Source organism: Actinoalloteichus caeruleus (genome assembly GCF_049311605.1).
Taxonomy (GTDB): domain Bacteria; phylum Actinomycetota; class Actinomycetes; order Mycobacteriales; family Pseudonocardiaceae; genus Actinoalloteichus_B; species Actinoalloteichus_B caeruleus.
The window spans coordinates 3,691,364-3,713,064 of record NZ_CP186005.1 but is presented as its reverse complement, the minus strand read 5'-3'; the positions used below and the strand labels follow the sequence as shown (position 1 = coordinate 3,713,064).

Sequence of the window (21,701 nt, the reverse complement as noted above, 5' to 3'; positions counted from 1 at the left end):
CAGGTCGAGCCCGTGGGGCAGGAGACGCGGCCGTACGGGAACGGCAAGCACACCACGACCAGGAAAGGGGACAGCGTGGAACCGGTGTTGGTCGGCGGGTCGGTCCTGACCGAGCGCGATGTCGTCGGCGTCGCCAGGTCCGGGCGGCGAGTGGCCTTCGCGCCAGGGACGGAGGAACGCGTCCGGCAGGGGCGCCGCCGACTCACCGACGCCGAACACGCCTACGGGGTCGCTACCGGACTGGGAGCCCTGGCCGGCACCCCCGTGCCCGCAGCGGACCGGGCCCGGGCCCAGCACCACGCGATCCGGTCCCATGCCGCCGGGGCGGGCGCCGAGGTCGAACGGGACGTCGTGCGGGCGCTGATGCTGCTCCGGCTGCGGACGCTGGCGTCGGGCCGCACCGGGGTGCGCCCGGCGATCGCCGTCGCCCTGGCCGACCTCCTCAACGCCGACCTGACTCCGGTGGTCCGCGAGTACGGCAGCCTCGGCTGCTCGGGAGACCTGGCGCCGCTCGCGCACGTCGCGCTCGCCCTCGTCGGCGAGGGAACGGTGCGGGATGAGAAGGGGGTCGAGCTGCCGGCCCGGGAGGCGCTGCGTGGCGCGGGCCTGCGACCCGTCGAACCGAGGGAGAAGGAAGGCCTGTCACTGATCAACGGCACCGAGGGCATGTTGGGACAGTTGTGCCTGTCCAACACCGATCTCTCCCTCCTGCTGTCCACCGCGGACCTCGCCGCCGCGATGACGGTCGAGGCACTCCTCGGCTCCCCCGATCCCTTCGACGAGGCGGTGCAGACGCTGCGACCACACCCCGGCCAGCGCGAGTCCGCTGAGAACCTGCGGTGGCTGCTCGCCGGGTCGGCCCTGACCGCTCCACCGACGGGCCCCGGGCAGGCCACCGCCACCGTGCAGGACGCCTACTCCCTGCGGTGTTGGCCCCAGGTGGCCGGCTCCGCCAGGGACACGCTGGGGCACGCCCGGCTGGTCGCCGACCGTGAACTCGCCGCGGTCGTGGACAACCCGGTCCTGGTGGGCGACGGACGTCTGCTGTCGAACGGGAACTTCCACGGAGCCCCGATCGCGCACGTGCTCGACTTCCTCGCCGTCGTCGTCGCCGACGTGGCCAGCATCAGCGAACGACGCACCGACAGGCTGCTCGACCCGGCGCGGAACAGGGAACTGCCGGCGTTCCTCGCGCACGAGCCGGGGATCGACTCCGGGCACATGATCGCGCAGTACACCCAGGCTGCGGTGGTCGCCGAGCTCAAGCGGCTCGCCGTTCCGGCCAGCGTCGACTCCCTGCCCACCAGTGGAATGCAGGAGGACCACGTGTCGATGGGGTGGGGGGCCGCCCGCAAGCTGCGTCGAGCGGTGGAGGGACTGCGCCTCGTGCTCGGCGTGGAGATCCTCGTCGCGGCCCGGGCCCTGGACCTGCGGGGCCGGTCCCTGCTCGCCCCGGCGACCTCGGCGGTGGTGGCGGCTCTGCGCGGGCACGTGGCCGGGCCGGGTCCCGACCGGTTCCTGGCACCCGAGATCGAGGCGGCCACGGCCCTGGTCGCGGAGGGAACCCTGGTGGGCGTGGCCGCCGAGGCAGTGGGCCGTCCCCTCCACTGAGGCACGGACGCTCCGGGGCTGTTCCCGACGCGACGCCCCAGGGCGCCGGACCCGGGCACGGTGACCGGTCCGCGCGCGGCTCGGTCCCTCGCCCGTGCGCTGCCCGGCGGTCCTGGGCCCGGCTCGGCCGAGCCCAGGACGCGAACGTACCGGGTGCGGATCCCGTACCGCGTGCGGACCGGGTGGCGACCGCTCGGTCAGCCGACCGTGCTGCCGTCGACGGTCTGGGCGCCGCTGGCGTCCCCACTGGGCAGCTCCCGCCCCGCCGCCTGGTCGAGGACCGCGGCTATCCACTTCTCCAGGTCACTGCTGGCCCGGGCGGCGGCCTCCTCCCAAGCCCTCCGTTGTGTGGGGTCGGCCTTCACCGCGATCCGCGCCGCACTGGCCTTCCTCGTCCCTGGAGTGGTGCTCCGCGCGGCCCGCAGCCGGTTGCGGAGCTGGTTGCGTGACCACGAATGGCGCGCCGCCCGTTCCAACCACCGGTCCTGTTCCTCCGGGGGGAGCGCGGCCACCTCGGCATGATGCTGGAAACTGAGATCGGCGCGGCGCCGGTGGGTGGGGAACTTCCCCGCGACCCAGGCGTAGTTGCGAAGCGTCTGGTAGTCCAGATCAGTCTCCACAATGGCGCGGTGATACCGGTCCGGGTACTTCACCTGGCCGTAGAGTAGCCAGTCCCCCAACCACCACGACGAGGATTCCGCCACCGCGAAGATCCGTCGACCTATTCGTACCCACTCGTCGATGCCGATGTGGTCGTCCAACGCGAGAAAGGTCCGCCACCCGTGTGCCTTCCGCCGGGGTGGGTCCTGCGGGGTCAGTTCTCCTGTCGTCGCGGTCAGTTCCGAGTCTGGCACTGTCGTCACGGCGTCCATCCGTTCCCTCACGATTTCCGGGCGTTCGGTTGACTCCCCCCGCATTCCGCGGTTCCGGTTGTTCCTGTTTCCCTGTTGGCCCCACGTCGTGGGGACGCGTCGTTCGTCCTCCTTCTCCGTCGCCGGTCGCCTGTCGCCGGCACCCCCGAGGACGGTCAGGGGCGTCGTCGACCGCTCGGTCAGGACCGAGCGTGTGCTGTGCGGGGAATGGCCCTCGACCGATCAGTGGTCGCGGGCGAGCCTGGTGGTCGATCTGCCGACGAGGAGGACGATGCCGAACGCCCCGAGCGCCGTCAGCACGAACGGTATGCGGGGTGCGTCCTCGACGGTCAGGAAGCGTTCCGCGAACGCGACGACCACGCCCCCACCGACCATGCCGAAGGCCGCGACGCCCCAGGAGGCGGTCCGGGCGGCCGCGTTCACCCGGCCCAGGATCTCGGAGGGCGTGATGCGCTGCCGGATGGAGATGACCGCCACCGAGTAGGTCAGGACGAACGCGCTCGACACCAGGTAGGCGGCCATCGCCACCGGCACGACGGGGAACAGCGCCATCAGCAGGAAACAGCAACCGGCGCCGAGCAGGCTGAGCATGGGCATCGAGCCTCGCGGCAGCCGCGCCGCGAGCCAGCCGCTGAGCTGTCCCCCTGTCACGCCCCCGACGGCGGTGGCGACCATGAGCAGGCCGAACCCGACCGATCCCAGGGCCAACGTGTTCTGTGCGAACAGCACCTGGGTGGACAACACCATCGAGTACAGGCCGTTGAAGACGACCGTGCCGAGCACCAGTCGGCGCAGCAGCGGGTCCCGCCAGATCGTGGTGACCCCCACCCCGATGTCGCGCCAGGCCGGGCGTTCGGCCGCGCGGCGTCCCTCGGCGGCGGCCAGGCGGCGTTCGCGCCGGCTGAGGACGGCCAGCAACATCGCTGAGACGGCGGTGGCCAGGGCGTTGAGCAGGAGCGGAACGGCGAGACCGAGGGTGATCACGAAACCACCGACCGGGCGGCCGATGAACTCCTGCGCGGAGATCTCCGCCGTCCGCAGGTGTCCGTTGGCCCGTTCCAGGTTGTCCCTGCTCACGAGGGCCGGAACGGCGCTCTCGGCCGCGGTGTCGTAGAGGACCTCCATCATGCCCAGGCCGAACGCGATCAGGGTGAGGACGGGGATCGTGACCAGGTCGGTGGCCATCAACGCCGCGAGGACCGCCCACAGCACCACCCGGGTGCCGTTGGCCACGAGCATCAGGTCGAGCCGGGGGAACCGGTCCACCAGGACACCCGCCGGAAGGGCCAGCAACAACCAGGGCGCTCGTCCCGCGCTGGCCACCAGCGTGATGAGTACCGGATTGTCGGTGAGGTGGGTGGCGATCCAGGGCAGCGCGATCATGGCGATGCCGTCGGTGAGGTTCGACGTGAATGAGGCTGACCAGAAGTTCCAGAAGCGACGGCCTAACGAGCGTGACGGTCCCGTGGCTACTGGCATGAGCGGATGCTAACACGCTGGATCATCCACAGTGGTCCGCGAATGTTCGACGCGAACTCCGTCAAATTGCGTACTCCGGCCCTCGCATTGCGCGCTCAGGGCGTGTTCGGTGGTTGTCAATGCTTTGTCAGGACGGTGGACGCGCCAGTCGTGTTCGGCCCGCTGATCCCGGCAGTGTGGGTTCCGCGAGGGGCCGGTGCTGGTCGAATTCGTATCTCCTCCCCGTTGTTGGTTGCGCTGCTTCGAATCGGGTCGCCGGTGATGGCCGAAATCGGGGGGAGCCACGGATCGGGCCGTCGAGGAAGGAGGAGCATTCGTGTGGGTGAATGGGCGACGCCGTTCGGCGCAGTGCCGTCCGGCTGTGCTGGGCCGTCCGGAGGTGTGCGTTGCTCCGCGGGGCCACCCCTCATGTGGCGGCGTTGGCCCGTCCTGGTCGTCCACCTCGTGTCCGACCCGAACGCCAGGGTCGGCCGCTCTGTCCGCGCCTCCTGGGCGGGATGGGCCCTCGGCCGCGAGCGGGGAGTTGACCTGAACCATAGTTGAGGGTGAAGGGTTCGCGGTATGACCACCGAGCCGAACGACCTGTGGCACACCGCCGAGCTGGACCTCGACGCCTACCTCGCGCGGATCGGGCAGCCAGCCGCCGAACCGTCACCCACCGCGCTGGCCGCGCTCCACGAGGCCCACGTCAGCACCATCCCCTTCGAGAACGTCGAACCCCTGCTGGGCGGGGCGCCGGCCCTCGACCTGCCCTCGATCACCGACAAACTCGTCCACCGCCGGCGAGGCGGCTACTGCTTCGAACACGCCCTGCTCTTCGCCGCCGCCCTCGACCGCCTCGGCTACTCGGTCACCCGGCTGGTGGCCCGGGTTCCCGCCCTCGACCGGGGGCCCAGGACACACCTGTCGCTGGCCGTCCGGTTCGGCCACACCACGTACCTGGCGGAGGTCGGTTTCGGTGCCGGGGTGCTGCGACCCCTGCCGTTGCGGCACGGCACCGTGGTCGACCAGGGCGGCTGGCCACAGCGGATCACCCGCGAGCAGGGCATGTGGGTCCTCAGCAAGAAGACGGCCGAGGGCTGGGAGTCGATGCACGCGCTCGACGACACGCCGCAACTGCCCATCGACTACGTGGTCGCCAACCACTACACCGCCACCCACCCGAAGTCCCCGTTCACCTACCGCCTGGTCGTGATGCGCACCGAGGCGGGGAGGACGCGGCAGCTCGTCGGTGACCGGTACACCGTGGAGACCCCCGACGGGACCCGCGAGGAACGCCGGATCGGGCCCGACGAACTCGACGAGCTCCTCCGGGAACTGGACGTGGTGTTGGAACCCGAGGAGTTGGCGGGGGTCGTGGAACGCTACGCCGGCCCTGGCGACGTCGAGGACTGAGACGCCCCGGCCACGCCCCGGTCCTCCACGCCCTCGCCGAACCAGCCGCGCGCGGCCGCGGAGGTCACCCCGCCGCGAGGACTGGAGGCCGCCCTGCCCGGCCGTGCACCGCCGGCGCCTCCAGCGCTGACCCCGTGCCGGATCCGCCACGCGTGGATGCCGCCCACGCCGCCGGAGTCCACCGTGGTCTCGCCCGCCCGCCCGCTCGGCGTCTCCGGTCGACGCTGGGCCAGCCACGTCGGGGAGCCGTCCGACGACCGCTCCGACCCGGCCTCAGCCACTCAGGACCGCGGGAGGACCTTTCCGGCCACCTTGAGCCCCGGAAGGGAGCGGCTTCCGCCTCGTTGACCGCCCACCGGGACGGCGCCGCGCTCCCACTCCGGGCTCCGCCCCTCGCCGTGGCCCCGGGGGAGCGCGGGCCGGTACCGTGACCCGGCATGACCGCCCCCGAGGTCGAGATCACCGAGGAGCTGGTCCGGGACCTGCTGCGGGAGCAGCACCCGGATCTCGCGGGGCTGGCCATCAGCGAGGTGGCGGGTGGGTGGGGCAACCAGATGTGGCGGCTCGGGGACCACCTGGCCGTGCGCCTACCGCGCACCCGGGGTGCCCCGGCCCTCCTGCGCGAGGAGTGCCGGTGGCTGCCCGAGCTGGCCCCGCGCCTGCCGCTCCCGGTCCCCGAACCCGTGCGCACCGGGGAGCCGTCCGCGCGGTTCCCGAAGCCCTGGGCCGTCATGACCTGGGTTCCAGGGGAGCCACTCGACCGCGCCTCCCTCCGCTCCGGCGGCCAGGCGGCCGACACCCTGGCCGGCTTCCTCCGGGCACTCCACGTGGCGGCGCCAGCGGACGGGCCGACCAGCGCGGACCGCGGCGGCCACCCCAGGGAGCACGCGGACGGCTTCGACCACTTCTTCCGCGTCGTCGTCCCCGACGACCTCGCCGCCGACGTCCGGGCCGTCTGGGAGGACGCCGTGGCGGCGCCGGAGTGGGATGGCCCGCCGCTCTGGGTCCACGGCGACCTCCACCCCGCGAACGTCGTCGTCGCCCACGGCGCCCTCGCGGGTGTCATCGACTTCGGTGACCTGTTCTCCGGCGATCCGGCGTGGGACCTCGCGGCCGCCTGGGTCCTCCTCCCCGCCGGCGCCGCCGCGCCCTTCTTCGACGCCTACGCACGGGCGGACGAGGGGACGATCCGGCGCGCCCGGGGGCTGGCCGCCCTGAAGGGCCTGTTCCTCATGCTCATGGGCCAGAACGGCGACCGGGGCCTTCCTGGCGGCAAGCCGACGTGGGGGCCCGCCGGCCGGGCGGCACTCGACCGTGTGCTGCGCGACGCCCTGACGTAGGACGACGCGGCGCCCGCCCCCGCGCCCTGCCCGGGCGTCCCGTGGTGACGGCGGTCGCGGGGAGGTGGCCGGGATCAGCCGTCCCCGACCCGGCTCGTGGCGCTCAGCGTGCCCAACAGGGCCAGCGCCCTGGCACTCGGGCTCCCCGGCTCGGCGTGGTAGATCACCAACTGCTGCCCCGGGGCGCCCCGCACGTCGAAGGACTCGTAGGACAGGGTGAGCGCCCCCACCTCCGGGTGCTGGAAGTCCTTGGCATCCCGGGTCTTGCCCCGCACCGAGTGGCGCGCCCACAGCTCGCGGAAGACGTCGCTGCCCGCGCTCAGCTCCCGCACCAGGTCCGCCAACGCCACCGACCCCGGTTCGTGCCCGGCTCCCTCCCGCAGGCTCGCCACCGTGGCCTGCGCCACCCACCGCCAGCGGGGGTAGAAGCGCGGAGCGGCCGGGTCGAGGAACACCACCCTGGCCAGGTTGTCCACCACCCCGAACGGCGAGTACAGGGCGTCGGCCAGCGCGTTGCGGGCCAGCACGTCCAGGCGGCGTCCGAGGACGAGGGCCGGTGTCCCCGGATAGCCGTCCAACAGTGCCCGCAGGGTGGGGCTCACCACCTCCACGGCCGGCCGGACCTCGGTCGGGGGAGCGCCGCCCGCCAACCGGTACAGGTGGTCGCGGGCGTCCTCGTCCAGGTCGAGGGCCCGGCTCAGCGCGTCGAGCACCTGCCCCGACGGGTGGCGTTCCCGGCCCTGCTCCAGTCGCGTGTAGTAGTCGACGTTCACCCCGGCCAGGACGGCGACCTCCTCGCGCCGCAGCCCCGGGACGCGGCGCTGCCCGCTGAACACCACCGCGGCGTCCTCCGGACGACGACGCGAGCGGCGCGCCCGGAGGAACTCACCCAGACCCTCGGCACCCATGTCCCCGAGCCTAGGGCGGTGTGCCCGCCGGCTGCCTGGGTGTGGCACACCCAGGCACGCCCCGACCGGCCCCGGCGAGCCCTGCCCGGCCCGCCGCCACCTCGACAGGGTGGGGGAGGAAGAACGGACCAACGACGAGGGAGACGAGGGGATGGACACCAGCGCATCCCGCGAGGACGTCGACGTGGTGGGCACGTGGGTCACCGCCGACGGCCACATCCGCCAGGAACTGCGGCCCGACGGCCGCTACGACGAGGCGCGGGGATCACGGCGCAGCGCCTACACCGGCAGCTACACCGTGACCGGGAACCACCTCGACTACGTGGACGACACCGGGTTCACCGCGACCGGCGACATCCGGGACGGCGTCCTCCACCACGAGCACCTGGTGCTGTACCGCGAAGGAGGGGCCGCATGACCGGCCAGGCGAAGGTGGTGCTGGTCACCGGGGCCAGCAGCGGCATCGGGGAGGCCACCGCGCGGCGGTTGGCCGCCGACGGGCACCGGGTGCTGCTCGGAGCCCGGCGCACCGACCGGCTCGACCGGATCGTCCGCGAGATCGAGGAGGCCGGCGGCGTCGCACGCGGGCACCGGGTGGACGTCACCGACCTCGACGAGGTCCGCGCGTTCGTGGACGCGGCGCTGGCCGAGTTCGGCCGGGTCGACGTCCTGGTGAACAACGCCGGCGTGATGCCCTTGTCGCCGTTGGAGGCGCTGCTGGTCGACGAGTGGAACCGCATGATCGACGTCAACGTGCGGGGCGTGCTGCACGGCATCGCCGCCGCCCTGCCGGTGATGCGCCGGCAGGGGGCCGGGCACGTCGTCACCATCGCCTCGGTCGGCGCGCACGAGGTCGTGCCCACCGGCGCGGTCTACTGCGGTACGAAGTTCGCCGTCCGCGCCATCGCCGAGGGGCTGCGGCAGGAGTCCGGGGGAGACATCCGGGTCAGCGTCATCTCCCCCGGGGTCACCGAGTCGGAACTGGCCGAGAGCATCTCCGACCCGAGGGCCAGGGCCGACATGGACGTCTACCGGTCGGTGGCCCTGCCGGCCGAGGCGATCGCCGCCGCGATCGCGTTCGCCGTGGACCAGCCCGCCGAGGTCGACGTGAACGAGATCGTGGTGCGGCCCGCCGCCAGCGTGAACTGAGGCGGTGGGCAGGACCGGTCGGTCCTGGTCGGCGCGCGGCGGTGGCGCCGCGAGGCCCGGCCAGGGCTGGTCCGCTGTCCACGGTGGCCGTCGTGGTCCTCCGCCGCGAGGGGGAGGGGATCAGCGGGTGAGCACCCCCGCGACGGCGCGGGCCAACTCGTCGGGGTCGGCGTCCGGGTGGGACCGCCCGGGCAACGCCCCGGACGACCAGAGGGTCGCGAAGCCGTGCACGAGCGACCAGGCGGCGACCGCCCCCGTCCGGGGGTCCTCCGCCAGGACGCCCCCCGCCGTGGTGGCCACCGCGGCGTGCAGGACATCCCCGGCCCGGTCTCGGGCGGCGGTGAGCACGGGGTCGGCCTCGGGCAGCAGGTCCGGCCGGAACATCGTCGCGAAGTGCGCGGGGTGGTCGAGGGCGAACCGCACGTAGGCCACGCCGACCTCGACGAGGCTCCCGGTGGTCTCGGTGGCGGCGCGCAGGCGGTCGGCCAACAGGTCGAAGCCCTCGGCGGCGACGGCCGCCAGCAACCCGGGTTTGTCGCCGAAGTGGTGCGCGGGGGCCGCGTGCGAGACGCCGGTGCGGCGGGCGAGTTCGCGCAGGCTCGCCGAGGCCGGCCCCACCTCGGCGATGAGGGGGACGGCCTGGTCGAGCAGCGCCCGGCGCAGGTCGCCGTGGTGGTAGGAGGACGAACGCACGGTCCCCACGCTACGTCACCGACGCACCCCGGATCTAGCCGTTGACAAGTTCATCCGTCCGGGGGAATCTTGTCGGTGGAAAGATTCGGTGAGGGGGAACTGATGGCTCCGACGGTGTGCCTGTTCGCGACCTGGCTGGTGGCCCGGCTGGTCGGTCTGCTCGGTGTGGAGGCGGTCGGCGACTGGCAGTCGTCCCTGCGGGTCGGGGTGGCGGCGATGTTCGTCCTCACCGGACTCGCGCACTTCGGGCCGCCGCGCCGGGACATGATCGCGATGGTGCCGCCCCGCCTGCCCCGAGCCCCGCTGCTGGTGACCGTCACCGGGGTGCTGGAGCTCGCCGGGGCCGTCGGCCTGCTGGTGCCCGCGACCTCCATGGCCGCCGGGATCTGCCTCGCGCTGCTGCTCGTCGTGATGTTCCCGGCGAACGTGCACGCGGCCAGGAGCGGCGGCGAGTTCCGGGGCCGACCGGCCACCCCGCTCGGGGTCCGGACCGTCCTCCAACTGGTCTTCCTCGCCGCCGTGCTGGCCAGCACCGCCTAGTCGGACCCGGCCGACTGGCCGGGCCGCCCCACCAGTGCCACCGCCCCGCCGAGCAGCGCCGACAGGCCGACCAGGAAGTGGTCGACGTCCTCCGGCCGCGATCGCCTCGACACCCAGCTCCGGTGTCGCGGCCACCGTCCACGAGCGGTCGCCCCGTCGGACGCCGTCTGGCCAGCGCAGCGCGAAACCGACGGCCGACGCCTCCACCGCCGGGACGGGACCCGGATCGATGCGCGACGCGACCTCGACGATGTCCAGTTCCGCGATGGCGCGGTGGGGGTGCCGGTGCACCTCCAGGTGTCCCGGCAGCCCGTAGCGCTCGGCGAGGGCCGTGGGCGACGGCGCACGGTCATCGCCCGAGCGCCCCGTGCCCACGCCGGAACACCTACCGCCACCCGGGCGTTCGCCCCCCACGTCGGAACGATCCGAGGGGATCGGTCCAGCGGGCCTCGGCCCGGCGAACGTCCCGGTAATCGGACGAATGCGGCGAACGGGGCGATCACCTCGCCGCTGGCACTGGTGTTCCGAGCCGCCACTGGGCAGCCTGGGGGGTGATCTCGTGCTGTCACGACCAGGAGGTGCTCGTGTCCGGTGACCACGACAGGGCCGCGGATACCGAACTGCGCTACGACGCTCCCGCCCGCCGGTGGACAGAAGCGCTCCCGGTCGGCAACGGCCGACTCGGCGCGATGGTCTTCGGCGGGACCGCGACCGAGCGGCTCCAGATCAACGACGACACCTGCTGGTCGGGGGCACCCCACCAGCGCACCGGCCGGGAACTCGCCTCGGGCGACGGACCGGCCCTGCTCGCCGAGGCCCGATCCCACCTCGCCGCCGGCCAGGTCCGGGACGCCGAACGCACCCTGTCCCAACTCCAGTTCGGCAACACCCAGGCCTACCAGCCCCTGGTCGACGTCCGGCTGACCCAGCTCGACCCGACCGGACGCCCCCTACCCGAACCCGACCAGGGCAGCTACGGCCGATGTCTCGACCTCGCGCACGCACTGGCCAGCCACCACTTCACCCGGGACGTCGTGCGGCACCACCAGGAGGTGTGGGCGAGCGCCGCCGACCAGGTCCTCGTCCTGCACCGCGTCGCCAGCGCGCCCCACACCACGCGGGTGGCACTCGACAGCCCCCACGTGGCCGCCTCGGTCCGGTTCCACGGTCACGACCTGCCCGGCATCGCGGGAGCCGACGCCCACGTGCCGATGCCGTCCCGCCCCCTCCAGGGCGGGGACGACCCGGGCGATCCCCGCCGCTACCCCGAACAGGGCGGAACGGTCACCGCGCTCGTCGGAGCCCGGCTGCTCACCGACGGCACCGTCACCGTGGACGGTGACGGCCTGCTGGTGCGCGACGCCACCGACCTGGTGCTGCTGCTCGCCACGGCGACGGACTACGTCGACCCGTCCACCAGCCCGCACGGGGACCTCGACACCCTGCGGTCCGACCTGGACGCACGCCTCGACGCGCACCTGCGGCGGGTGCGCGACGACGGGGGACCCGCCGCCCTCCGCGACGCCCACTCCCGCGACCACCGCCGGCTGTTCGACCGGGTCCGACTGCGCCTCGCGTCCTCCGGCGGGGACGAGGAACCCACCACCCACTCCGCCGACATCCCGACCGACGAGCGGCTGCGCCGGCACGCGGCCGGGGAGCCGGACCCCGGCCTGGCCACCCTGGCCTTCCACTTCGGCCGCTACCTGCTGATCGCGTCCTCCCGACCCGGCTCACTGCCCAGCAACCTCCAGGGCATCTGGAACGACCACCTCGCCCCGCCGTGGCGCGCCAACTACACCACCAACATCAACCTGGAGATGAACTACTGGCCCGCCGAGGTCACCAACCTCGCCGAATGCCACCAACCGCTCCTCGACTGGCTGGAACACCTGCGGCGGCGGGGGACCGGCGTCGCGGGCCACGTCTACGGCCTCCCCGGCTGGACGGCGCACCACAACTCCGACGCCTGGGCCTTCGCCGACGCCGTCGGAGAGGGAGCCGACGACCCGGCCTGGTCGTTCTGGCCGTTGGGCGCGGCCTGGCTGTGCCTCCAGGTCTGGGACCACTACGACTTCACCAGGGACCGGGAGTTCCTCACCACCGCCGGCTGGCCCCTCGTCCGATCCGCCACCGAGTTCGTCCTGGCCTGGCTGGTCGAGAACCCCGACGGCACCCTCGGCACCGCACCGGCCACCTCCCCGGAGAACCGCTACCTGGCCGGCGACGGGGAGTCCGCCGCCGTCGCCACCTCCACCACCTCCGACCTGGGTCTCATCCACAACATCCTCACCGCCGGACTGCGGATGGCCACCGCCCTCGGCGACGAGGCCACCGCCGAGGACCAGGACTGGATCCGGCGGGCCCGCGCCGCCCTCCGGCGCCTGCCCGGCGAACGCGTCGGCCCCGACGGTCGCCTCGCCGAGTGGTCGACCGACGTGACCGACGCCGAACCGGGACACCGCCACACCAGCCACCTGGTCGGGGTGTTCCCGGGAACCCGCATCGACCCGGAACGCACCCCGACCCTGGCCGCCGCCGCCCTGCGGACGCTGGACGGCCGGGGACCCGACTCGACGGGCTGGGCACTGGCCTGGCGGATCGCGTTGCGCGCGCGCCTGCGGGACGCCGCCGGGGCGGCGGACCTGCTGCGCCGCTACCTCACCCCGCTGCGGGAGGACGCCCCAGACACCCCGACGACCTCGGTGCCCGGCGGCGTCTACCCGAACCTGTTCTGCGCGCACCCCCCGTTCCAGATCGACGGGAACCTCGGTGTCACCGCCGGCGTCGCCGAGCTCCTCCTCCAGTCCCACCTGACCTCCGAGGAGCTGACCGTCGTGGACCTGTTACCCGCGCTGCCCGCCGCCTGGGGCAGCGGCGAGTTCACCGGGCTCCGGGCCAGGGGAGCGGTCACCGTCGAGGCGTCCTGGCGGGACGGCCGACTCGTCCGGGCCGCCGTGGTCTGCGACGCCGACCGCCGCGTCCTGGTCCGCTGGCCGGAGGGACAGGTGGTGATCGACCTGGTCGCGGGCCGGAGCACCGAGGTCACCCCGGCCGAGGACGTCCCGGCGCCCTAACGGCGTCGGTCCGACGGGCTCCCCGGCGCCGGGCATCCCCACCCCACGCGGCGGGGATGCCCGGCGAAACCCGGGGCCACCACCCCACCACGGCGACCACGGCGACCACTCCCGGCGCCCGCCCGCCCCCGATCCGGCGTCGATCCGCCCACGACGGAGGTTCGGCACCCGCCCCGAAGTCGGTAGCGTGCCGCCGTGGACGACTACCCGCCGATGGCCACGCACCTGGAGACCGACCGCCTCTCCCTGCGCCCCTGGGCGGAGGGAGACGCCGAGGAGTACCGGGCGCTCATCACCGAACGCGGAACGGGCACCCCCGGGGTCGAGGAGTGCCGCGACCGCATCCGGCGCCTCCTCGACACCACCCGCCGGACCGGTCTCGCACTGCTCACCGTGCGCCTCCACGGCCAGGACGACCTGCTCGGCTACTGCGGCCTGATCGTCGGACGCGCCACCCGCGAGGAACCCGAGATCGCCTACGAGCTGTTCCGCCGGGCCCACGGCCGCGGCTACGCCACGGAGGCGGGGCGGGCGGTGCTCACCCAGGCCACCGCAACCGGTCGCGGCCGGCTGTGGTCGACGGTGCGCGCCTGGAACGCGCCCTCCCTGCGCGTGCTGGCCAAACTCGGCTTCCACCGCGACCACGTTGACCCCGACGACGGGCGCGGTGAGCTGGTCTGGCTCACCCGCCCCCTGCCCTGACCGGGTACCCGGCGCGGACGCCCCCACCATGACCGCGCACCACGCCGCCGGCACACCGACAGCTTTCGGACCCGGCCCGGCTGACGCCAGCGGAGCGCCAGCCGGACCGGGACCCGCGCGGACCAGCGACGGTTCAGATCCTCGCCCGGATCCGCAGGAACGTGATCGAGTGCGGCGGGAAGGTGTGCGTGAACTCCGGGCCCACCCCGCGCACCACCGACTCCTCGGGCCGGATCGGCTGCTCCTCCGCCGTGTTCACCGCGTCCGGATCACCCCGCAGCGTCGTGACCCTCGCCGTCCGACCCACCGGGGCACCGCCGAGGTCGATCTCGGTGCGCGCCGCCGAGGCCTGCGCGTTCACCACCTTCACGATCAGCTCACCGGCCTGCTCGTCGTAGGTGACGACCTGCCGGAACGGTTCGGCGACCTGGTCGTCGGTGAAGGACCCCCAGAGCTCGCCGTCGAGGAACAGGGACACCTCCCGGCCCCGCACCTCCACCCGGGCCTCGTACTCCCGCCCGGTCTCGATCCGCGTCGGCCGCTCCACCATCGTCGACTTGCCGCCGTCCACGGACCGCTCCACCGCCGAGGTGGTGTTGTTCCACCCGCCCAGGTTCCACCAGTAGTGGTTGCCGGTGTCCCGCACGCCGAACGCGATGAGGAACCCCTCCTGACCGGCGAGTTTGGTGGCGGTCACCTCCAGGTCGTAGTCGCGCCACTCCGGGTCACCGGCCACCACCAGGGTGTCCTCCGCCGAGGTGTCGCGTTGCACGTAGGCGCCGTCCTCGACGGCCCACTCGCCCCGGCCGCCCGGGTGGCTCCAGTGGCCGTCCCCGGCCGAGAAGTCGTCGGCGAACAGCACCTCCCCGTCGGCGGAGGTCACCCGGACGTCGTCGTAGGCGGCGCTGGTGGCCCAGGTCGACAGCCCCACCGCCCCGGTGATCGGTTCGGTGAGCACCGGGGTGCCGCTGGCCTCGCTGGGCACCACCCGGTCACCGACGTTGGTCATGAACAGCTTCTGCGTCTCGTAACTGGTCGACCCCCAGGACCGGTGGTTGTCGAACCAGATCAGGTCCGGGCTCCACTGCACGTAGTCCACGTTGGCCAGCAGCGGCGCGTAGGAGGCCATCCGCACGATGTCGGCGTTGCGTTCCAACCCGGTCATGAACGCCGCCTCGGCCAGCGAGTTGCGGAACCGGTTGTCCTGCGAGGCGTACTCGCCGAGGAACACCTCCGGGCCCTGCCGGTCGTAGGAGTCGTAGCGGTCGTTGTTCTCCAGGAACCATTGAGGGCTGTTGTAGTAGTGCTCGTCGACCATCTCCACACCGGCCTCGCGGTTGAGCTCCCACAACCGGTCGAAGGTCGCGCCGGCCGAACTGGGCCCGGAGTTGCCGACCACCACGATCTCCGGGTACTCCGCCTCGATCGCGTCCCGGAACTGGACGAAACGTTCGAAGAACTCCTCCGGCAGGTTCTCCTCGTTGCCCACCGCCAGGTGGGTCATCCCGAACGGCTCCGGGTGCCCCATCTCCGCGCGCAGCGACCCCCACTCGGAGTCGGCGGGCCCGTTGGCGAACTCGACGAGGTCGAGGGTGTCCTGGATGTGCCGGGCCAGCAGTTCGGGGTCGTCGGTCGCCTGGTTCTGCCCGCAACCGGTGACCAGCGCCGGCACCACCGGCAGCGGGGTCGCCCCGATGTCCTCGGCGAACTGGAAGTACTCGAAGTAGCCGAGCCCGTAGGACTGGTTGTAGCCCCAGAAGTTCTTGTTGGTGGCGCGTTCCTCCACCGGGCCCACGGTGTCCTTCCACTGGTAGGAGCGGGCCCTGGGGTAGTCGGGTCCCTCGTACCCGTAGTGGCTGCCGGTGTTCACCAGGCACCCGCCGGGGAACCGCAGGAAACCGGGTTCCAGGTCGGCGATCTTCTCCGCGAGGTCGCGGCGCAGGCCGTTGGGCCGGTTCATGAAGGTGTCCTGCGGGAAGAGCGACACCATGTCCAGCCGCAGGGTGCCCGTCCCGCCACCGGCCACGGTCAACCGTCCCGTGGTGCTGTCGGCCTCCGCCGTCACCGTGCCCGTGTACCGGGTCCACTCATCGCCGGTGACCTCCAGCCGCAGCGGCTCGGCCAGCGCGGCACCACCGGCGTCGGTGAGGCGGACGGTCAGCGGGGTGCCGCCCGCGGCGTCGGTGCGCGCCCACACCGAGAAGTCGTAGCCGGCGTCCTCGCGGACCGCGATGCCCGTGTTGTACCCGGAGTTGGTGACCCCGAAGGCGGCGTCCGCCCCGCCGGCGCCAGCCAGCTCCAGCCGCAGGTAGCGGCGGTTGCGTTCGTTCATCCGGTGCTCGTCGTCCACCACCTCGGCGGTGCCAGCACCGCCGGCCAGGGAGACCGGGGTCCACGCGGTCAACCCCGTGTAGGAGGGGTGGTCCACCGGGTCGTACTCGAAGGAGCGGTTCTGGACCAGCTCCGCGTACAACCCGCCGTCGGCGGCCCGGTTGATGTCCTCGTAGAAGATCCCGTACATGTGGTCGGCGATCTCCGGGCCGTCCCCGCGCGGATCCACCCGCAACGTGTAGTCGGTCGCGTCCTGGGCCTCGGCGTCGAGGGGAACCGTGATCACCGTGGCCGCCGCGACGGCGGCGCACAGCGCCAGGGGTAGATGTCGGCGTGCTCGTGCCATGCGTGCTCCCAAGGGGTTGGAGGAGGAGGGCAGCCCGCACCGCCGGTCCGCGCACGGACCGGTCGGCACGGGGAGGGCTCAGTCGTCGTCCGGCGCGCAGCGCCCCGGCGTCCCGGCGCAACCAGGGAGGTCGAGCGGGGTGGCCACCGACGGCACCGGAACGGGGTGCGGCGCCACCCCCTCCAGCGTCGGGACCACCGGCTCAGCCAGGCCGTCCGCGCCGAAGGTGAGGCGGTCCAGCGTCGTCTCCCGGTGCGTGCCGTCGCCGTCGGGAACCGCGAACCGGTGGTAGGCGATGTACCAGTCGTCGGTACCGGGGACCCGCAGCACCGAGTTGTGCCCCGTCCCGAGGATCCCCTGCGCCGGGTCCCCGCTCAGGATCACGCCGTGGCTGGTGAACGGCCCCAGTGGGCTGTCCGCCGTCGCGTACCCCACCCGGTAGTCGGGGCTGCGGGTGTCGTCGATGGAGTAGGTCAGGTGGTAGGTGTCCCCCCGCCGCACCACGAACAGCCCCTCCCGGAATTCGTCCAGGCCCGACAGCCGGCGCACCGAGGAGGGGTCGAAGGACACCATGTCCTCGTTCAACGGCACCACGAACGGCGCGCCGTTGCCCCAGTACAGGTAGGCCTGCCCGTCCTCGTCGACGAAGGCCGCCGGATCGATGGCCTGGCCCACCCCACCCGGGTTCGCCGACACCAGCGGAGCCCCCACGTCCTCGAACGGGCCCAGCGGGGAGTCCGCGACGGCGACCCCGACCTGCTGCGCGGCCGTGAAGTAGAAGTAGTAGCGGCCGTCGCGTTCGGCGATCGTCGGCGCCCACGCGTTGCGGTCGGCCCAGGGCACGTCGGTCCCCAGGTCGAGGATCACGCCGTGGTCGGTCCAGTTCACCAGGTCCTTCGAGGAGAACACGCTGAACGTCGTGGAACCCCACCCCGGGAAGCCGTCCGTGGTCGGGTACAGGTAGTAGGTGTCGCCGAACACCGCGATGTCGGGATCGGCGTGGTAGCCGGGCAGCACCGGGGTCCGCAGCTCCCGGGCCACCACCGTCCAGTCCCGACTCGCCCCCGAGGGCGAGGTCACCGTGTAGGTCAGCGGTTCCCGCAGGTCCACCCGACGCCGCCCGTCCGGGGAGACGCGCGCCCCCGGAGCCAGCTCGAGGACCGGCGACAGCCACTGGCGCCGGGTCCCCGGCTCCACCGGCAGCGTCACCGTGGCACCCACCGGGTCGATCACCGCCGGCACCGCCAACTCCGGCAGATCCACCCCTCGGATGACGGTGCCGTTGCGGGACAACCCGGCGACCTCCTCCGCGCTCAGGGCGCGGTTGTGTAACCGCACGTCCCGCAGCCGACCGGTGAGGTGGTGGTCGGCGGAGTACTGCGAGCGCCCCAGGTAGTTGGCCGTGGTGCGTCCGCCGCCGATGTCACCGGGGCGGATGGTGATCCCCTCGTTCCTGGCGACCTGCACCCCGTCGAGGTAGAGGACGGCCGTGCCGCCGTCCACCGTGTGCGTCAGGTGCCGCCACCCGCCCCGGGGCAGACCGCGCTCCGCCGCCACCTGCTGCTCCGTGGACCAGTCCCCGGTGGCCAGCGCGGCGCGTAGCCCGCTGTCCTCGGTGCCTCCGGTGGCGAAGAGGTAGCCGTCGCCCACCCCGGCCCGGTCGGTGTTGCCGAAGCCGTAGAGGAAGTAGGGCGTCGGCTGCGCCGGGTCGACCCACACGTCGGCGCTCACGGTCACCGCGTCCAGCCCGGACAGCAGGTGGTCGGGCAGTGCGACGTGGCCGTCGGTGCCCCTGAACTCCAGCGCGTCCCCGACCCACCGCACGTCGCCGTGAAGCGTCCCGTGGTAGCCGTGCCCGGAGACGTCGACCGCCCGCGACCCGGCCTCGGGTTCACCGGCGGCACCGTCCAACGGCCAGTGCGCCACCAGCCCGGACTCGTCCGCCTCGACGGGCGGCACCGGTCCGCCGGCGAGCCGGTCGTGCTCGGCCTGGGTGAGGGGGATGACCGAACCGTGCCGGGCGCCCGGCGGGAGGCGGTAGTCGCTGGACATGGTCCAGCGCCCGGAGTCGAGGTCCGTGGTCTCGAAGGGCACGTACCCCCGGCCGCCGAACTCGTCGATGAACAGGTGCCAGCGGTCCCCGGAGTTCGCCCGGAACACCGCCGGCCCCTCGCCGCGCTCGACGCCGGGGGAGTCCTCGCTGGCCCGGCCGACGCAGTCGGCGACGAAGTCCCAGGAGGTGGAGGTCAGTTCCGTTGACCGCTCGGCCACCAGGAACTTGGCGCACGGCGACGAGGAGTCGGGGTCGCGCTCGTCCTTGGTGAACCGGTGGTAGACGCCCTCGTGTTCGATGACGGCCGAGTCGATGACCGAGTGGCCCGGGTCGTGCCACACCTGGGCCTCGCTGAAGGAGACGAAGTCCCGGGTCGTGGCGTACATCATCCGGTTGTGGCTCGTCCCGGTGTGGTCCGGGTCGTCCTCGGCGTACAGCTTGGACGCCCAGAACACCACGTAGGCGTCCAGCTCCTCGCTCCAGTGCGCCTTCGGGGCCCAGGTGTTGCCGGCGTTGGGCGGCGACACCTCGACCGACCGCTGCTCGGACCAGCTCACCAGGTCCGTGGACTCCCACACCATGATGGAGCGGCTGCCGTGCCGCTGCGCGCCGTCCCAGTCCCCGTTGCCGTGGATGCGCAGGTCGGTGGCGATCAGGTAGAAGCGGTCGCCCTCGGGGGAGCGGATCAGGAACGGGTCCCGGACCCCCTCGTCGCCGAGCGTGGAGCTCAGCACGGGCTGTCCGTCGTTGAGTTCGTCCCAGCGCAGCGGGTCGTTCCCCCGGCTGAGCGCGAAGTACACCTGCTCACCGTCGGGCCGGCCCTCGCCGGTGAAGTAGGCGAAGAGGTAGCCGGCGTAGGGCTCGGTCGCGGCTTCCGGCTCGGGGGGAGCCGGGTGCGGCGTCGCCGTCGCGGTTTCGGACCAGAGGGAGGCCGCGACCAGCGCCGGGGTGAGGGCGGCGGCGACCAGTGCGGCGAGTCGGTGGCGGGCGGGGCGGGGGCGTCGTCCGTGGGGCATCGTTGTCCCGTTCGTGTCGAGTCCCGGCGAGCGGCTGAACCAACGGATGTGAGCGCTAACACAGAGTCGGTGACGAGGACGTTACGGAGTGCGACGTCCTGTGGTCAAGAGGCCACCCAGGCGGCGACGAGCGGGCGGCCGTGGACCTCGTCATCCGGCACCTCGCCCTGACGGACGTGCTCGCCACGACGCCCGAGCCAGCCCGGCGCGAGGACGGGCACCGCCCCGCCACCTCCACACCGCCCACCCGCGACACATGCACCGACGCCAGCCCGCAGCCCAGGGCAGCGCCGCCCCACCCCGGCCGCGCGGCGCCACCCCCACCCGTTCGCGCACCCGGCGTCAGCCCTCCGGGCCACGGCCGGAACCGGCCACGCGGGGCTAGCATGATCACGTGGCGCTCCGAGCGGAGACGAGGCTGCCAGTGGACGACACGCCCGTGCGCGGACGACCGGCGCGGCACCCCGCGATGACCGACGTGGCCCGACTCGCCGGCGTCTCCCACCAGACCGTCTCCCGTGTCCTCAACGGACACCCCCACGTCCGCGAGCAGACCCGGCTCCGCGTCCGCGCCGCCATCGACGAACTCGGCTACCGCCCCAACCGCGCCGCCCGAGCGCTGGCCACCGGCCGGTCGCAGGTCATCGGCGTGGTCGCGCAGCACAGCACCCTCTACGGCCCGGCCTCGCTGCTCGCCGCGCTGGAACTCGCCTCCGACACCGCCGGGTTCGCCGTGCGGGTCCGCCGGGTCAGGGCGCTGGACCGCGCGAACATCCTCGACGCCGTGGACCGCCTCCGCGACGACCAGGTGGCGGGCATCGTCGTCATCGCCCCCACCCTCTCCGCCAGCGAGGCGCTGGCCGCCATCCCCACCGACGTGCCCCTGGTCACCGTCGACGGCGACCCCGACCGGGCCACCGCCCTCGTCACCGTCGACCAGGTGTCCGGCGCCCACCAGGCCACCCGCCACCTGCTCGACATCGGACACCGCACCGTCTGGCACGTCTCCGGCCCACCGGACTGGTTCGACAGCGCCGGCCGCGTCGAGGGCTGGCGGCGTGCCCTGGAACGGAGCGGCGCGGAGGTGCCGCCCGTGGTGGCCGCCGACTGGAGCGCCGCAGCCGGCTACCACGCCGGCCAGGCGCTCGCCCGGATGCCCGAGGTGACGGCCGTCTTCGCCGCCAACGACCACCTCGCGCTCGGCGTCCTCCGCGCGATGCACGAACGCGGCCGCCGGGTGCCCACCGACGTCAGCATCGTCGGCTTCGACGACGTCCCGGAGGCCGCCTACTTCACCCCGCCGCTGACCACCGTCCGCCCCGACTTCGACGCGGTCGCCGGGGACGCGCTCGGGCTCCTCCTGGCCCAGATCGAGGACGGAGAGGTCAGCGTGGCGCGGCGGACGCGGGAACCGGCCCTCGTCCGGCGGGACAGCGTCACCGCACCACCCGGGTAGCGGCTGGCGGCGGCCCGGGGAGGGCTGAGACGACCCGCACCGGGGCGGCTGGTCCTGTCAATTCGCCCCGCGCCCGGCTCAGGCGGTCCGGCCGAGGAGCGCCAGGATGCGGGTCTGCTCGTTCACCTCGCCCACCACCGGCACCGGCGGCTGGCACACCCCCTCCGAGTAGAGGGTGTCGCCCATCCGCTCCATGAAACCGGCCACCATCTCCAGGTTCTCCGGAGGGATCGTGGTGTTCCCCCCGGTGGCCTTCGCGATGTCCCAGGCGTGCACCACCAGGTCAAAGCAGTAGAACGCCCCGATCGTCGCCGCCAGCGTGCTCCGCCCGAACGGCGTGTCATGGGCGCGGTTGGCCCGCATCGGGTCGTCCAGCACGTCCTGCACCGCGTCCCGCGTGTGCTCCCAGGCGCCGAGCGGCGCGGTCTCCACGGTGGGCCCGGCCGGGACCTGGATGCCCACCTTGCGCAGCACCGAGTTCTGCGTGTCCACCACGTGCGCGAGCACGTCCCGCGCCGTCCACCCGACGCACGGCGACTGCGACTCCCAGCCGCTCGCCGGCACGGCACGAACCCGCTCGGTGAAGGTGGCGGCGAGTCGCCGGTACAGGCCCCCGGTGGTGTTGTCGTTGCTCATGCGGCGATTCTCCCTGCCGCACCACGAGGCTGATCACCCACGGCCACCACGGTGCTGGGGGCCCTGCCGGGCAGTGGTCTTGTGGAGCGGGAGGGTC

General features: G+C 73.2%; 16 protein-coding genes. 9 read left to right on the top strand and 7 right to left on the bottom strand.

What is annotated here, in order from left to right; all coding sequences use genetic code 11:
* Positions 1-75: 75 nt before the first annotated feature.
* Positions 76-1,611, top strand: a complete 1,536-nt coding sequence (gene hutH / locus ACOJVX_RS14875) for a histidine ammonia-lyase (protein WP_026420684.1) — start codon at positions 76-78, stop codon at positions 1,609-1,611.
* A gap of 197 nt (positions 1,612-1,808) precedes the next feature.
* Here the strand turns inward: hutH and ACOJVX_RS14870 are convergent, their stop codons facing one another.
* Both ACOJVX_RS14870 and ACOJVX_RS14865 read right to left on the bottom strand, forming a co-directional pair.
* Positions 1,809-2,474 (bottom strand): LmbU family transcriptional regulator, encoded by a 666-nt coding sequence (locus ACOJVX_RS14870; protein WP_422646855.1) that lies wholly within the window; start codon positions 2,472-2,474, stop codon positions 1,809-1,811.
* Positions 2,475-2,705: 231 nt separating this feature from the next.
* On the bottom strand, positions 2,706-3,962 hold the full coding sequence (locus ACOJVX_RS14865) for an MFS transporter (protein ID WP_026420683.1): 1,257 nt from the start codon (positions 3,960-3,962) through the stop codon (positions 2,706-2,708).
* Positions 3,963-4,523: 561 nt separating this feature from the next.
* Here ACOJVX_RS14865 and ACOJVX_RS14860 point away from each other — a divergent pair.
* Positions 4,524-5,357 (top strand): arylamine N-acetyltransferase family protein, encoded by an 834-nt coding sequence (locus tag ACOJVX_RS14860; RefSeq protein WP_026420682.1) that lies wholly within the window; start codon positions 4,524-4,526, stop codon positions 5,355-5,357.
* Positions 5,358-5,794: 437 nt separating this feature from the next.
* Entirely contained in the window at positions 5,795-6,697 is a 903-nt protein-coding gene (locus tag ACOJVX_RS14855) for an aminoglycoside phosphotransferase family protein (protein WP_422646854.1), read from the top strand.
* Between the two features lie 74 nt (positions 6,698-6,771).
* Here the strand turns inward: ACOJVX_RS14855 and ACOJVX_RS14850 are convergent, their stop codons facing one another.
* Positions 6,772-7,605 (bottom strand): helix-turn-helix transcriptional regulator, encoded by an 834-nt coding sequence (locus ACOJVX_RS14850; RefSeq protein ID WP_422646853.1) that lies wholly within the window; start codon positions 7,603-7,605, stop codon positions 6,772-6,774.
* A 151-nt stretch (positions 7,606-7,756) separates the two neighbouring features.
* Between ACOJVX_RS14850 and ACOJVX_RS14845 the strand changes: the two genes are divergently transcribed.
* Positions 7,757-8,023 (top strand): Atu4866 domain-containing protein, encoded by a 267-nt coding sequence (locus tag ACOJVX_RS14845; RefSeq protein ID WP_026420678.1) that lies wholly within the window; start codon positions 7,757-7,759, stop codon positions 8,021-8,023.
* A complete protein-coding gene (locus ACOJVX_RS14840) occupies positions 8,020-8,754 on the top strand; it encodes an SDR family oxidoreductase (RefSeq protein ID WP_026420677.1) in 735 nt (244 codons plus the stop codon). The genes ACOJVX_RS14845 and ACOJVX_RS14840 overlap by 4 nt, the downstream gene beginning before the upstream one ends.
* 120 nt (positions 8,755-8,874) lie before the next feature.
* Here ACOJVX_RS14840 and ACOJVX_RS14835 read toward each other — a convergent pair whose 3' ends face one another.
* Positions 8,875-9,447 (bottom strand): TetR/AcrR family transcriptional regulator, encoded by a 573-nt coding sequence (locus ACOJVX_RS14835; protein ID WP_418153783.1) that lies wholly within the window; start codon positions 9,445-9,447, stop codon positions 8,875-8,877.
* Positions 9,448-9,522: 75 nt separating this feature from the next.
* Between ACOJVX_RS14835 and ACOJVX_RS14830 the strand changes: the two genes are divergently transcribed.
* The 3 genes from ACOJVX_RS14830 (at position 9,523) to ACOJVX_RS14820 (ending at position 13,766) form a co-directional block, all read left to right on the top strand.
* A complete protein-coding gene (locus ACOJVX_RS14830; protein ID WP_418153784.1) occupies positions 9,523-9,987 on the top strand; it encodes a DoxX family protein in 465 nt (154 codons plus the stop codon).
* A 584-nt stretch (positions 9,988-10,571) separates the two neighbouring features.
* On the top strand, positions 10,572-13,064 hold the full coding sequence (locus ACOJVX_RS14825) for a glycosyl hydrolase family 95 catalytic domain-containing protein (RefSeq protein ID WP_422646852.1): 2,493 nt from the start codon (positions 10,572-10,574) through the stop codon (positions 13,062-13,064).
* Between the two features lie 195 nt (positions 13,065-13,259).
* A complete protein-coding gene (locus tag ACOJVX_RS14820; RefSeq protein ID WP_245588983.1) occupies positions 13,260-13,766 on the top strand; it encodes a GNAT family N-acetyltransferase in 507 nt (168 codons plus the stop codon).
* 133 nt (positions 13,767-13,899) lie between these two features.
* Here ACOJVX_RS14820 and ACOJVX_RS14815 read toward each other — a convergent pair whose 3' ends face one another.
* Entirely contained in the window at positions 13,900-16,443 is a 2,544-nt protein-coding gene (locus ACOJVX_RS14815) for an alpha-L-arabinofuranosidase C-terminal domain-containing protein (protein ID WP_418153786.1), read from the bottom strand.
* Between the two features lie 78 nt (positions 16,444-16,521).
* The gene (locus ACOJVX_RS14810) at positions 16,522-19,512 is read right to left on the bottom strand and encodes a family 43 glycosylhydrolase (protein ID WP_422646851.1); all 2,991 of its coding nucleotides are present in this window, start codon (positions 19,510-19,512) and stop codon (positions 16,522-16,524) included.
* Positions 19,513-19,981: 469 nt separating this feature from the next.
* On the opposite strand from ACOJVX_RS14810, the gene ACOJVX_RS14805 reads away from it, so the two are divergent.
* On the top strand, positions 19,982-20,968 hold the full coding sequence (locus ACOJVX_RS14805; protein WP_103057159.1) for a LacI family DNA-binding transcriptional regulator: 987 nt from the start codon (positions 19,982-19,984) through the stop codon (positions 20,966-20,968).
* Positions 20,969-21,046: 78 nt separating this feature from the next.
* On the opposite strand, the gene ACOJVX_RS14800 is transcribed toward ACOJVX_RS14805, so the two are convergent.
* Entirely contained in the window at positions 21,047-21,604 is a 558-nt protein-coding gene (locus ACOJVX_RS14800) for a TIGR03086 family metal-binding protein (RefSeq protein ID WP_026420671.1), read from the bottom strand.
* Positions 21,605-21,701: the final 97 nt, after the last annotated feature.